General features: G+C 52.3%; 6 protein-coding genes and 1 tRNA gene. 3 read left to right on the top strand and 4 right to left on the bottom strand.

The genetic code is table 11. The features are described from left to right. Nucleotides 1–151 precede the first annotated feature (151 nt). From KOR42_RS05195 to KOR42_RS05185, 3 genes are all read left to right on the top strand, one after another. On the top strand, nucleotides 152–718 hold the full coding sequence (locus KOR42_RS05195) for a class I SAM-dependent methyltransferase (protein WP_231740661.1): 567 nt from the start codon (nucleotides 152–154) through the stop codon (nucleotides 716–718). A gap of 349 nt (nucleotides 719–1,067) precedes the next feature. Continuing rightward, nucleotides 1,068–5,873 carry a right-handed parallel beta-helix repeat-containing protein gene (locus KOR42_RS05190; protein WP_146507618.1) on the top strand — a complete coding sequence of 1,602 codons (4,806 nt, stop codon included), beginning with the start codon at nucleotides 1,068–1,070 and terminating at the stop codon, nucleotides 5,871–5,873. A gap of 328 nt (nucleotides 5,874–6,201) precedes the next feature. After that, nucleotides 6,202–9,345 (top strand): inverse autotransporter beta domain-containing protein, encoded by a 3,144-nt coding sequence (locus tag KOR42_RS05185; protein ID WP_146507616.1) that lies wholly within the window; start codon nucleotides 6,202–6,204, stop codon nucleotides 9,343–9,345. 184 nt (nucleotides 9,346–9,529) lie between these two features. On the opposite strand, the gene KOR42_RS05180 is transcribed toward KOR42_RS05185, so the two are convergent. The 4 genes from KOR42_RS05180 to KOR42_RS05165 all read right to left on the bottom strand — a co-directional run bounded on the left by KOR42_RS05180 (nucleotide 9,530) and on the right by KOR42_RS05165 (nucleotide 14,844). Continuing rightward, on the bottom strand, nucleotides 9,530–9,976 hold the full coding sequence (locus tag KOR42_RS05180) for an SRPBCC family protein (protein ID WP_146507614.1): 447 nt from the start codon (nucleotides 9,974–9,976) through the stop codon (nucleotides 9,530–9,532). A gap of 486 nt (nucleotides 9,977–10,462) precedes the next feature. Next, nucleotides 10,463–12,166: an RNA polymerase sigma factor RpoD gene (rpoD, locus tag KOR42_RS27715; RefSeq protein WP_146507613.1), complete on the bottom strand. Its 1,704-nt coding sequence runs from the start codon at nucleotides 12,164–12,166 to the stop codon at nucleotides 10,463–10,465. A gap of 33 nt (nucleotides 12,167–12,199) precedes the next feature. Then, nucleotides 12,200–14,107 (bottom strand): DNA primase, encoded by a 1,908-nt coding sequence (dnaG, locus tag KOR42_RS05170; protein ID WP_146507611.1) that lies wholly within the window; start codon nucleotides 14,105–14,107, stop codon nucleotides 12,200–12,202. Between the two features lie 663 nt (nucleotides 14,108–14,770). Further along, a tRNA-Arg gene (locus KOR42_RS05165) sits at nucleotides 14,771–14,844 on the bottom strand. Nucleotides 14,845–14,897 lie beyond the last annotated feature (53 nt).

Here is a 14,897-nt window from a genome sequence, read left to right as displayed (position 1 = left end):
CAACTCCGGGAATTGAATAGGCACTCCCAAGCTGTATCACGCACTCTCGACGGACCGTTAAGGCGATTCCACCGAAAAGACAGAACGCTCAAGAAAGCACATTCTCATGGGTATCTCAAATATCGTTCACCGGATTTGGCGCAAAGCCTTCATGAGCCGCACGGCTTTCACAAAGGCTTACGGTCGAATCCGAATGCTGTATTCGATTGAAGATCCCTGGCAGATGAGTTCCCCGAAAGAACAGCATCGTTTTCAGGAGACAGTCCGAATCCTGAGTGAAGTGCAACCCAAGTACTCATCCATCCTGGAACTCGGATGTGGGGAAGGCCATCAGTCGCAGTTTCTCGGAACACTGACCGATCAACTCTACGGAGTCGATATCAGCCCCAAGGCTGTCGAACGCGCAGCTGCTCGATGCCCGGAAGGGAAGTTCCAAGCTGGCGAACTCGAAGCAGTCGCTACAATGTTCAACGGGCAAAAGTTTGATCTTATCACTGCCTGCGAAGTCCTTTACTACACGAAGGATCTCGCTGAGATTCTTCCCACTCTACAAGCGATGACTCATCGGCTTTTTGTATCTAACTACAAGCCGAGAAATGAGCATATGCGCGCCCACTTCGAAGGCAACGGATGGCGAGCGCTCGATTCGATTTCTTACGAAGACGTTGACTGGGAATGTCGGCTCTGGGAATCCGAAGAAGTTACAATCGAATCTTAAATCCTCTGCACTGATGCGATTCGCGTGGATTCGCTTGAACTGCATCAACCGCAATTTCTTCGCCTCTCTTGATGCTTTGCCTTTTCTGTAAAAATGGCGATTTTTCGCCGTCTTAGCGACTCTTTGATAGCGCCCCCAGGCTCGATATTAAACCGCCTGAAATGTTTCGAAAAATGAACATGTTGACGCAACTCACCATCCCGAATTGGCGATGAGTTTCTCCAGGATTCTTCCGAAACGACCGCGAATGTAACCTACGATTCAATGCAATGGATTGCGTCGCGCTCCCCTCAATGATCACGTTTGAGTTCTTTTCTGCTTTCCCCCCTACTTTCTTGAGTTGCAATTCATGTCGACAGTTGATCGCGACGGGATCCTTGCGCCCTTGCTGGCATTCGCACCGATTGAATCCCAATTCTTTACTCCCAAAAAACGTTCTCAGCTCAACAGCCCGGCAGTTCTCGAACTGCTGGAAATGAGAACACTCATGAGTGGGACACCGACAGATATCCCCGAGGCAGCCACTTCTGGCACCGAAATCTGGGTCGATCAGAGTTCCACGAACCCGATTCAAAATGGAGACAGCGCGAGCCCGTTCACGTCGATCAATGCCGCAATCAATGCCGCTTCGGAAGGGGACACGATTTGGGTCCGCGAAGGAGTGTACCGAGAAACGATTCGCCTGAAATCCGACATCTCACTCCGCGCCGTTCCAGGTGACCATGTCGTCCTTTCCGGAAGTGATTCGGTTACGGATTGGACAGCCAATGGCGACGGAACTTACCAAACGATCCTCGACTGGAATCCTGGTTCCATGTTCGTCAATTCCGAGGAAATCTCTCAATCGCGTCACCCGGATCAAGGGTGGTGGATCGTCGATTCGCTTGGTGAATCGACGATTACAGATTCCGAACTGATCGGAATGGATGCAGAGACGCTGGTCAACTCAGAGTTTTTCATCTGGACGGCTTATGGGAACTGTCAATACACAGTGACAATCACGGACTTTGATTCCGCGACCGGAACCATTAATTACGAGTCCCCCAATGACATTATGCAAATCCAGACGGGGGACCGTTTCTATCTGACGGGTCATGACAACTTCGTCAGCACTCCCGGTGAATACTCGATCACAGAGTCCGCAGACGGCTTCGTCGTCACCTACAAACCTGACGACATCTCGGACTTAAGTCATTTCGAAGCGTCCCGGAGAATGGGAGTCATTCAGGCCATCGGGGTCTCGAACGTTCTCGTCGACGGATTCGAAATAAGCGGATCGGAGTGGTTGGGAGTTGAAATTCGCAATGCAACGAACGTTCAAATTTCGAACTGCGTCATCACAAATAATCAGCAGGTGGGTGTCTCGCTCCGCTCGTCGTCAAACGTCGTCGTCTCGCAGAACCTGATCACTCAAAACGGAAACGGACTCGTCGCAGTAACTGTTTCTGACTTACAGGTTCTGCGGAATGAAGTTTCATACAACCGCCAAGACGGCGTCGTTGTCGCTTACAATTCTTATAACATCCTCATTCACGAAAACTATATTCATCACCATTTCGGACAGGGGCATCCGGACAATATCCAGACGTTCTACTCCGTCTCCAATATCGTCATCTCTAACAATCTCCTGATGGCGGCGACCCAGCAAATCATGATGCATGAGACCCAGGGAGTGGTCATCGACGGCAACGTAATGGTTGGGTCAACCGGTTACTTAATGATGTTCGGACATGACAGTGTATTTGATGTTCGAATCTCAAACAACACCGCTGCCTTCTCCGGGATGGGTACGATGCGACTCACCGGAGACAACTACGAGTTCTATGGAAACATTTTCCAGACCGGCCACGACAAAGTGTTGTATGCGACGTCAGAAGTCGATCATACAACGTCGGATTCCAACCTGTACTGGCATTCTGATCTGGTCAGCAACGGAATCCTCTTTTACGACAGTACTGGGTGGCACAGAGATCTTGAGTCGTTTCAGACAACGACAACGAACGACCAGAATTCCGTTTATCAGTCACCCGGATTCACAAACGCTCCACTTGCCACGGATCTCGTCGACGTCAGAAGACTGGGAGACATGCAACTTGATTATCTGCCCATGTGGAGGGGCGGCCAGTTCTTCGAAGTCGGTGACCATGTTGAAATCAATTACGACGGAATCGTCCGCGAAGTGCTAGAAATCCGCGACGGAGGAATTGTCCTTTCGGTCCCTCTCGACGAAATTCCGTTTGGTCATGTTGCCGTCGCGAACTGGGGAGATAATACCGAGTTCGGGTTGAACCTCGATTATAAGAGCTCGAGCAGTGAACTGCTTGATTCCAGCGATCTCGCATATTCATTAGCTGAATCCGCGGATTCCCCATTCGGTTCATCGATCAATGTTCCGAACTTTCGATTGGCCGACTTTAATGGAGATGGCCAACGCGACATCCCGGAATCCGGAACCGGCGCACCAACGCCTCCCCCAACGGTCAATCTCCCTCCTTCTATCGACTTTCAGCAGATTGTCACGTCGATACCCGAGAACACCGTGATCGGCGAAGCAATCCGAATTGGCACGGTTCAAGTGACCGACGACGGTGTTGGACAGTCCACCGTTTCACTCGCTGGGTCAGACGCTCATCTCTTCGAGCTTGTCGGCGACGGTCTGTACCTGAAAGCTGGAACGAACCTCGACTACGAAACCGCCTCCAAGCTGAATGTCTCACTCCGAGTCAATGACCCGGAAGTAGGAGGAAGCATCGATGATTCCGTCGATGTCCAACTTGCGATCATCGACGTCAACGAAGTTCCTCTGCGTGTTGCACCGACTATCGAATTCAATCAAACAACACTCTTCATCCCTGAGAACACGACGCTTAGCACGCGACTCAAGATTGGTACATTCACCGTCACCCAGGACGGATTCGGAGAAAGTACCGTCTCGATTACTGGCACAGACTATCAACTCTTCGAGTTAATCGGAGACGGTCTGTATCTAAAGGCTGGGACAAACCTCGACTACGAGACCGACTCGCAGTTCAACGTCTCACTCCGAGTGAATGACCCGGAAGTGGGAGGCAGCGTCAATGATTCCGTCGACGTTCGAGTCAAAATCACCGATGTCAACGAAGTGCCACCACGAGTCGCACCGACCATCGACTTCAATCAGACGACAAGTTCAATTGCCGAGAACACAACGCTCGACGCTCGTCTCAAAATTGGCACGTTCACAGTCACCCAAGACGGATTCGGAGAGAGCGTCGTTTCACTTGCCGGAGCAGATGCCCATCTCTTTGAGTTAGTCGGCGACGGTCTGTATCTGAAAACCGGAACAAACCTCGACTATGAAACGGCGTCGAAGCTGAACGTCTCGCTACGTGTGAACGATCCGGAAGTGGGAGGCAGCATCGATGACTCTGTCGACGTCCAACTCGCCATTACCGATGTCAACGAAGTTCCACCGCGTGTCGCTCCGACCATCGACTTCAATCAAACAACACTCTTCGTCCCTGAGAACACGACGCTTACAACGCGACTCAAAATTGGTACATTCACCGTGACTCAGGACGGGTTCGGAGAAAGCATCGTGTCGATCGCTGGCACGGACTATCAACTCTTCGAGTTAATCGGAGATAGTCTGTATCTGAAGGCCGGGATAACCCTCGATTATGAGGCCGACTCACAGTTTAACATTTCACTCCGAGTGAATGATCCGGAATTGGGAGGGCGGATCGATGATTCCGTAGACATTCGAGTCAGGATCACCGACGTTAAAGAAGTCCCACCACGAGTCGCTCCGACCATCGACTTCAATCAGACGGTAAATTCAATTGCCGAGAACACAACGCTCGACGCTCGTCTCAAAATTGGCACGATCACTGTGACTCAAGACAGCTTCGGAGAGAGCATCGTGTCACTCGCTGGGGACGATGCACATCTCTTTGAGTTGGTCGGAGACGGTCTGTATCTGAAAGCTGGAACAAACCTCGACTACGAATCCGCCTCCAAGCTGAACGTATCTTTACGTGTGAACGATCCTGAAGTCGGAGGCAGCATCGATGACTTCGTTGACGTTCAACTGGCAATCACCGATGTCAACGAAGATCCGAACGTCGTTCAAAATGTGACCGATCTCGTCCTCGTCGATGGATCGATGGCCCACCTGGGAGTCATCGTCGACGGCGACTTGATCATGTTCGACTCTGTGGACTGGAGTGCAACCGGTGTCAACGAACTCATGACTGGCGACTTCAATGGAGACGGGCTGATTGATGTTGCTGGCTTGAACGGATCCAATGAAATTTGGGTCGTCTTGACTGACAACTCAGGATTGGGAACACCGGAAAAATGGGGGGAATACCGAGGCAAAGAATTGGACGGCAATCTCGCCATCGGTGATTTCAACGGAGATGGGCTCGACGATTTCATCTCATTCGGAACCGATCGACGCTGGCACACTCAATACTCGACCGGAAACGGCTTCGAGAGTGACACCAGTGATCGTTGGGCAGGCAAGCGCTACCTCAAAGGTGCGGTCGTTGTCGGTGATTTCAACGGGGATGGATACGATGATGTCGCACTCAGCAAACGATCAGGCCTTTGGTACGCGAGCCTCGGATCAGCGACCGGATTGACCTCCAGTTTCGAGCTCATGAACTGGGACACTAAGACGACATGGTTGGATGTTCAGGCCACGGACTGGAACGGAGATGGGTCAGACGAAATCTCAGCCCGCACAAATTCCGGGAGTTGGTTCACGTTTGAGTTCGAGTCCACTGGCGGGAACCAGGGAACGATGAATCAAAGATTTCTCGGATCCTTTGACGCTCTCGACTCCTCAGCAACCTTTATCTTCGCAAATTTCACCGGAGACAGTACGAGTGAAATTGCGGGAATCAACAGCTCTGGTGACTGGTTCCTGATGGAAATCACCGAAACAAACGAATCGCAGCTGCTTTCGTACGGTAGCTGGGCTGGTAAGAATCCGTCCCTCGTCGCAGCAATTGATGTGGATGGCAACGGAACAGCGGATCTGGTCGGAATCGATCAGGTCTCTGGAGAAAGCTGGGTGGCGTCGAGCCTCGGAGATCGGTTTGACCAAACGACTTCCATCGGATCCGTCGGTTCTGGCCTCGGCGACAAAGCGGGGCTTGCTCTTTCCTAACTCCGCGTCAAACTCAGTTCCATGACTGCGATTCGTCCTCCTGGCACTCCGTAAAATGCGGCAAATGCGCAGACTGGACGAGGGCAATTTCGAGAAATTGGGGAAGGATCGACTGCGACCTGCATCATCTGCCGGTCGCGGCGTGCTGATTCAAAATCATCTTGCTGGTTTATCGAGAGATCTTCTATTCTCTGCGGTACCCCACGCATATGAATCACACCCGGTCGGTTGACGGTGGACTTTCAGTTCCTTCCGTTCCACCCATCAACCCACGCCGACAATTGTATCCACCTTCCCGGCACACAATTTCTCTCACTCATCGTGGTTTATGGCCAGGTCAACATACGGTACGCCTCGTTGGGGGCGAATCGTTGGAATTGGAGCGGTGATCGCGACTCTCGCGACAGGGCTACCGCTGCGCGCTGCCGATTCCTGGCATGCGCACACAAGCTCCTCGGGCTCAGAGTCCGTACGTCCATTTCCCACGACACCTCAACCAGTCACTTCGGATTCTGATACTCATTCCGACAGTCAGCCCGAAGATCGCGAAACAAGAAAGCCGTCGCTCGCGTTCCCCCCCAAGGTGGACGTCGACTCCGGGTCAGCAAAGCCTGAACTCGCGAAGCCGATGCCGCTCGCTCCCATTCGTCGACCGCTTGCCGGGACGGCAGAATCGGATTCCGAGGAAACACCACTGGCACCCGCCACGAATTCGAATCCGGATCCGGCATTTGCCACCGTTTCGGCGAATTCGGGTCCGGAATCAGTCGGAGTCGTCACTCTCGGAGCATCTCAGCCCTCAGATGCGGAAACCGATGGTGTTGTCACGCTTCAACCGGATCGCAAACTGAGACGCCCCCCTCCCCTGGCCGTTGAGTCCACAACTTTGCCGGAGTTGCCTGCAAGCGATTCCTCCCTGCCAGCCATCATCATGCTCGATGGCTACGAAGAAATGGATATCGACTCAGCAGTTCAGCAGCAACAGCAGTACAACAGCTGGACATCACCTCGCGGACTCGGGCCAATCGTGCCTCCGTCGAATCGAATTCGCGGAGTCCAGGGACGCGCTGGGTATTTTGGATTCGACACGTTCGGGCGAGACAGTTCGCTCAGCGATCTCGAGATCATGCCGTATGTCGTCGACGGAGAAAACGTCTACTACGGCGATATGCGATTCTTCGTCGCAGAGGGCGACCGCATGGGAACCAATGTCGGTCTTGGACTTCGTCACATCAACGATTCACAAACAGGCTGGATGGGCGGTTCTGTCTGGTTTGACTATGACCGATTCTACGAACAGTCGTTCTACCAGCTGGGACTGGGCCTCGAAGCCACACTCGATCAGTTCGAGATACGCGGAAATGGCTATTTGCCGCTCAATCAGGGGGATCAGGAACTCGGAACCCAACTGCTGACCAGCCGCGTCGATGGGGATAACCTCGTCATTTACTCTTCAACCTCGCTGATGCGTCCGATGTCGGGATTCGACTGGGAAGTCGGTCTCTCCATTCCGTTTGAGGAATGGATCCTAAGAGGATATGCCGGTTCGTATCACTTCTTTGCGGACGACTCGGAATCCATCAACGGTCTCAAGGCTCGCGCAGAAGTCGACTGGGGACACTTGAACCTCTCGACAACTGTGACCCACGACGACACCTACGGCACCGATGTCATGGTGGGAGTCGGCGTCGAATGGCCACAACTTGCTGACCGACCAGAAGGTCTCAACTCAGCGATGAGCCCTCTTCGGTTCGCACGACGGAATCACAACATCATCGTCGATCGTGACTACCGGATTAACGAAACAGTCGTTCCACTCAACCAACCTGGACAGACCCCAGAACCATCGGTCCCAGCCCCGGGTGGATCCGGAGACTTGATCACCGACGCGCTGATCGCTCCCTCGGATATGTGGGATGGAACGCTCGAATGGGACGGAAGAGATGTTCCCGAGGACCCCGAACGAGTCAACTACAAACCCATCGCACACTACGCGATCGTCCCCTTCCAGGATGTCACTGGTGACTTCATCGTCCCCGTTGTGGCCTTCAGTAAAGGCGGAATTGCCAGCGTGACGTTCCACGTTGAAGGAAGCGAAGCTGTCGTCAATGCTCCGCAGATCGTTGATGCTTACGCAGGCAATCCCTTCGAAGCCTATGTCGTCAAACTCGATGCGAGCGAATTTCCGGAACACGACGGAGCGTTCGAAGTCTTCGCGACCGTTCAACCGAACGATCCATCGGCACAAGCGCGAGTCATTTCCCTCCAGCTGTTCTCGAACATCAACGGAACACTCCCAACTGCGGAGTCTTACGTCGACGCCAACAATGGCTCCGACACCACTGGAGATGGCTCCGCTGCAAATCCGTTTGCCACAATTACCCAGGCTCGAGAGTCTCTTGGAGCGTCCGGAGAAGTGGAAGGCGGAACGATCATTCTTCGCAATGGAGAGTATGATTATGCCACGGGAATTACGTCCGATGTTCTCAATGAACGCTGGTTGACAATTAAGGCTGAAGACGGACACGATCCAGTCATCAATGCCCGAGGAGAGACCGGTTCTCGCGGCCTGCGAGCCCTTCGAGTCAAGATTGACGGAGTTGATCTCGATGCATCTGTCACCGACGAAGATTTCCTCATTCGATCCAATCTCGGTCAAATGCCTGACTCATCACTATGGCTTCACAACCTGGCATACACAGGACGTGGAGCAGGAGTCAGCGGACGCGTCTCTAGCGGGTTCGAGAATATCTACTACACCGACTTCAGTGCCACAGAAGCAAAAGATGGAGCAGTCCTCGGCAGGCTGGCGAGAAACGTCACCATTGGCGTGATCGGATCCGACGCATTCACCGCCACTGACGCTGTGATTGGTGGTCACGTAGCCGATACCGGGAATGCCAACATCGAATACCACCCGGATATCTGGCAGTGGTGGTTCCCTGACATCGAAAACAAGCTGCTCTATGGAGTCACAACGGGAGATCAAGTTTCTGCACAAGGGGTTTTCCTACGTGGGATTGATGAAGCTCGAGACATCGCCGTCGTCAATTCGGTGTTCAAAACACAATCTCCAGCACTCTCGTCTCAGATTATGGTGAAAGAACTCTCTCACTTGCTGATGTATGGAAATACGTTTGATCAGTCACTCCATCTCAGGGATGATGGTCACTCACAGGTCCTCCATGAGCACTTTGACATCGTGGGTAACGTCTTCCTCAGAACATCATCTGAAATCACTGGACAGGGCGATGGAGTAAACGGAAACCGATGGGTCGATAACTACACGATTGAAACGGACTTCCTGTCGGAAACTGGAATCCAATCCGGAACTCCGGACTGGGATCCAGGAACACTCATCCCGACATCCGGTGGAAATCTGACGTCTGAACTTGAGTCCCTCCTACTCCTTGACACGTCCGGAAACCTAAGACCATCAACAGGTAGTGTCCTCGGTGCATTCCAACCGTAGACCACGTTCATGGTTTCCCGAACGTATTCACTGGTCTCGTTTGATCAGTTCTGGAGAGTTCGGACAAGCCGCTGCAAACAGGAGGTCACGACCACTGTGGCTGTGGCGACTCTTTGATCTCTCAAAATTTCGAGTGGAATCAGCAGCCCTTAAACTTCCGGAACGAAGTTCGAAACAGACACACTCACGGAGCCTTGAGAGCTTTTTGGGTGACTAATTTTCTATACGTAAACATCGTGTAGAGGCTCGGACGAGAGAAGAGGATGCGGGTGACGATTCCCCAGAATCCTCGCTTGTGTTCATAGACGATGTGCTCGTTGACTTCCGTTTGATTGTGGGCCAACTCTCGGAATGTATGGGTGTGTTCCCACTTTTTCGCAGGGCCTTCCGTCTGAATGTCTGTGAATCCGTGGTCTGTCACATTTTGATGAAGTGCGGTCCATCGAAGCGGAAGTGGCCCGACCCAGAGAGTAAATTTGGAAACCGAACCTTCAGCCAATGGCTCGATTTCCTGCAGTTGAACGATCGTCGGCGGAGGAGTCAGACGTTTCAGCGCGCTCGTGTCATGATGAAACTCACGAACCGCTTTCAGCGGGCTATCAACGGTGAACGTAAAATCAAATGTCGGCATCGTCGTGGATACTTGCAAGACATAATCTGTTAAACGAAATCACGATGGTTCGTCTTTCGGAGCGTTTTAGCAGCGGCAGATGATCATAGAACGCAGGTGGTGGCATTCAAACGAGTGCGTCCGAGATCGCATTCAGGTTTGTTACCGAGTTCGCAGAACTGAGTCGTTGAGACAGTGCCGCCTCTGCTAAGGTCACAGTGAGAAACGGAGTGATCGTTCGGGAAAGAATCCGTCGACCAAACAAGAAAGCCGCAGCGGATTTCTCCGATGCGGCTTCCGATTCTTTCAAGCAGTCTTTTTCGACCTCTCGCGCTGTTCTTGATGTTCGACACCAAGTCTCGCAGGATTCCAACTCTTGCTGTCAAACTGTCTCACCACGATCAACTCTTACTCCATCAAACGCAGCGATCCGAGATCTCCGAGTGGATTGAGAGGGAGAGTCTGCCTCGTCAAATCGATGAAGTCGAAGAATCGAGAAAACGACGACTATCCGCCGGTGGTCAATGCCAGGCGTTCCAGGAATCCATGAAGTTGTTTCGATCGAGCAGGATGCTGTAATTTGCGAACTGCTTTCGCTTCGATCTGCCGAACTCGTTCTCGGGTCACTTTGAAGATTCGTCCGACTTCTTCGAGTGTGTAGGTGTACCCATCACCCAATCCGTAGCGAAGTTTAATAATCTCGCGTTCCCGGTAAGTGAGTGTTTTAAGAACTTGATCGATCTGATCTTTGAGCATCTCCTGCGCAGCTACACTCACAGGGCTGTGCCCGTTGCGGTCTTCGATGAACTCGCCAAAGATGTTCTCTTCGCCTTCACCAACAGGCTTATCGAGGCTGACCAAAGGCTTCGCCATCTTGAGGACTCTGCGAGCTTCTTCGACTTCAACTTCCGCAGTTTGTGCGACTTCCTCAACGGTTGGCTCCCGGCCCAGTTCCTGGACGAGAGATTTGCTGATCCGTCTCAGTCGAGACATCGTTTCAATCATATGAACAGGGATTCGAATCGTTCTCGCCTGATCAGCAATGGCTCGAGTGATCGCCTGCCGAATCCACCATGTCGCGTAGGTCGAAAACTTATAGCCTCGACGATATTCGTATTTGTCCACCGCTCGCATCAGACCGGTATTCCCCTCCTGAATCAGGTCGAGGAAGCTGAGTCCGCGGTTCCGGTATTTCTTGGCAATCGAAACGACCAGACGCAAGTTGCCGGCCGAGAGGTCTCGCATCGCGCGATCGTAGTCGGCATAGCGGGCGTTAATCTCGACGACGCGCTCCGACAATGATTGCGGAGTTTCATGAGTGAGCTTCATCAGGTCCCGAAGTTCCTGCTGAAGATTCGAGCGAACTTCCTTGCGGGTCCGATCCCCGTCAAGACGTTCAATCTCTTTCTCGAGATTACGCATGCGAAGCGCGATTTGCTCGAGTCGTTTAACGAGTGGTTGCAGCCGCTGAGTTCGAAGGCTGACTTCCTCCAGCAGCGTCGCGACTTTCCGTCGGCTTTGCTCTAAACGCGCCGAAATCGACGAACAGACCGGTTGAGGTGTCGTCTCATCGAGGAGTTGGGAGAATGTTTCTTCATTCTGCTGAACCAACCGATGAATCGTCTTGAGATTGTGAGGCAAACGCCCCAAAACCTGATCTTTAACGGTACATTCCGTCAAGGAAATCTTGATTGTTCGATCGAAGGGAAGTTCCCCGGATTCAACACGCAGGAGCGTCTCATAAGCTTCGACGGATACGTAATGACACTCAAGCAGAGCGCGTCGGAAGCGTTTTCGAGTGAATTCGATTTTCTTCGCGAGGTCAATTTCTTCCTGACGCGTCAGCAGTGGGATTTCCCCCATCTGCGAAAGGTACATTCTGACAGGATCGTCGATGATCCGTCCGCCACCGGTTTCCCCCTCAAGCCCGGTCACATTAACCGTCTGCTTTCGTTGGGTTTTCACGGGCGTGCTACGGCGAGTTGTCTTCTTCGTTCGACGTGTCGATTTCGGAGGAGCCGCTGCCTTTTGTGGCTTTGTCTCGTCACGGATTTCGAGCCCGAGGTCTTCCAGTGACAATAGCAAAGCATCGATTTTGTCCGGAGTGAGATCATCGTCCGGAAGATATTCATTCACCTGTGAGAAGGTGAGATATCCCTGGACCTGCCCCAATTCGGTCAACTGGCGAAGGCTCTCGTCAATTCGATACATTAAGTTCTCCAATTCGTGGGCTGGTCCTGGTATTCACACGCCAGCTTTTCGAGTTGCTCGTTTCTGGTGAAACTCCGCAGCCTGACGAAGCAGCTTTTCCGTCGCTTCGTCCAGTCCATTTTGCCCATCCTTGGACTCAGTCAATTGAACCGCCAGATTCTGGTGGGTTTGTTCTGCATCTCGATCGAGAATGGCCCCGATCGAGTCATGCAGCACTGTCGGAATTCCATTTTCCGTGGAGTTCCCTTCCAGTTTTGCTGCGAGACCTTTCGCATTCGCCTGCTCATCCAACCAGACGACTAAACTTTTCATCTGCTGATTGGGCATTCGATTCAGTAATCCAGAAAGAGTCAGTTGTCCGGTTTCAGACTCCCGATTCTCCCCGGTGGTTTGAACTTCTTCGAAACACAATTCCAGGATGCGTCTGAGAACTGGATTTCGAATCTGTGTTGTCGCGATGGAATTCACAACGTTGTTCAGCAACGGTGGTGCTGACAGAACAACTTCCAGCAAGTCACATTCCACTCGGTCGCTCTTTGACAACTCGCCGGCAAGTAATCGGCGAACGTCAACATCTTCTGAAGACCGGTTTTCGTTGGAATTCTCCACACGAATTCTTTTTGGGCGATTTGATCTGACTTCGCTCAACTGGCGTCGAATCACGTCGTCCGGAACCTGCAAACGCTGTGCAAGGTTTGCAATTAACAGTGGTTCACGCACCGATGTTGCCATTTTGGGAACACAGGACAGAACTGACAGCATTTCGTCCAGAACGCGCTGTCTGGCGTCAATGGAGTTCAATCCAAACTTCGCCTTCGCTGCCCGAAATCGGTAGTCCCAAGCCTCTGGAGCGGTTTGAGCGATTTCCCGAAATGCTTGTGCCCCTTGACGTTCGAGGAAATCGGCAGGGTCCATCAGTTCCGGAAGCGTAAGAATTCGAAGATCGACATCCTGCAACAGAAACTTCTCAACCGCCCGAATTGCCGCAGCTTGCCCTGCTTGATCACCATCAAAAACCAGAATGACTTTGCGGGCGAAACGCTTAATTGCACTGACGTGATCGTCCGTGAGAGCTGTTCCCAGCGTCCCGACAACATTCGCAATGCCAAACTGATGGCAGGCGATACAGTCCGTATAACCTTCGACAATGAATGCTTCGTTCGACTCTCGAATCGCGTCGCGTGCGTGATCGATCGCGAACAGGAGTCGACTCTTATGGAAAACGGCACTTTCCGGTCCGTTCCAATACTTGGCGTCGTCGTTGCTGCCGGGGAGGATACGTCCTCCAAACGAAACAGCTTGCCCTCTTTCGTTGTGAATTGGAAACATGACCCGATTGACGAAATAATCGAACTGTCTCCCGTCTCGCTCTCCGATCAGGCGAGCTTCCAGAAGCAATTCGCGGGCAAATTTCCCTTTGGAACGATCAATGAGCCACTCCCAGTTCTCCGGATGAAACCCAAGCCGGAACTGCGTGACTGTCTCAGCGGTCATTCCCCGACTTTTCAAATACTCACGAGCTGGCTGAGCAGCTGGTGACTTCATCAGCGTTTGATGAAATTGTTCCTCAGCCCATTGCAGAACTTCAAACAGACGAGCCCGGTTCGTCTCGTGTTGGGGAGAGTGGCCCGACACAAACCGTGGGATCTCCAGATTCGCTCTCCGAGCCAGAATTTCGAGCGCTTCAGGAAAGCTGACCTTCTCTCTCTCCATGACAAAGGTAAAGCAGTCGCCCCCCGTGTTGCACGACCAGCATCGAAACGTTTGTCGGTCCGGATAAACCCGCATCGAAGGATTGTGATCGTCGTGGAACGGACAAAGCCCGACGTGTTCACGTCCGCCCGAACGCGACTCAAGACCGACACTTTCGCCGATGAGTCCCACAATGTCGGTGTGGGAACGAACTTGCTCGCGAAATTTCTGAGGAGAAAGTGGAAGCACCGACTATCCTAATGCGATGTTCGAGGGGAATGCGCGATCGATAAGACCGCTCCATCTGGGGTAGTTGTTTCATCCATGCAACGTTTTGGCAAGTGGACAAACGTCCAAAGCAGATTCAAGAGGAAGACCACTTGCCAACGACCGAAGTCTACACGCTATTCAAGGCCGGTCAAACTGAAGGTTGACAAACGGCGCAAGAACCGATCCACGTAACCCTTTATTTAAAATACGTTTCAGACTTTTCGAAATCAGCACACCATCACCAACAGGTCTGCATGACGCAACCCATCCGCACAGGCAAATCCTGAAATCTTCACCGATCCTCAGATCCCACGCCCGCCAACTGGACACTTGGGAAATGAGAAACTTCGGGCATTTTCACGACAGTTGACGAAAAACGTCGTCATGCCACTGACGAAGAGAATCACCGCGACTTGCTGGGAGTCATCTGATCCCGAAAGCAAACTGTGAAATCAGACCGTTTCGCCCCTTTCAGATCGGCCCCAACGCCCAACATCATCTTCTCAGCCCAATTCAAGCCCGGTCAAGAATCAACAGGATCGCATTGATGAGCGAATCAAGACAGTCCGAAGCATCTGATCCGTCACAGTGCACTGATTTGCAGCAATCGGCATCTGCTCTTCACTGACGAATCAAAGACAGTGTCCCCGAGAGGATTCGAACCTCTGACCTTTGGCTCCGGAAACCAACGCTCTATCCAGCTGAGCTACGAGGACGTGCCCCAAATTTAGGGGCGAAATCAACAGTTTTCAATATCGCGAGACGCACT

It is taken from the genome of Thalassoglobus neptunius, assembly GCF_007859735.1.
In the GTDB taxonomy this organism is placed as follows: Bacteria; Planctomycetota; Planctomycetia; order Planctomycetales; family Planctomycetaceae; genus Thalassoglobus; species Thalassoglobus neptunius.
This window is presented reverse-complemented; position numbering and strand designations above follow the sequence as displayed.

Coding starts and splice junctions, on each gene's coding strand:
- KOR42_RS05190 (WP_146507618.1), top strand. CDS start 1,068: ATGTCGACAGTTGATCGCGACGGGATCCTTGCGCCCTTGCTGGCATTC.
- KOR42_RS05195 (WP_231740661.1), top strand. CDS start 152: ATGAGCCGCACGGCTTTCACAAAGGCTTACGGTCGAATCCGAATGCTG.
- rpoD (WP_146507613.1), bottom strand. CDS start 12,166: ATGTATCGAATTGACGAGAGCCTTCGCCAGTTGACCGAATTGGGGCAG.
- KOR42_RS05180 (WP_146507614.1), bottom strand. CDS start 9,976: ATGCCGACATTTGATTTTACGTTCACCGTTGATAGCCCGCTGAAAGCG.
- KOR42_RS05185 (WP_146507616.1), top strand. CDS start 6,202: ATGGCCAGGTCAACATACGGTACGCCTCGTTGGGGGCGAATCGTTGGA.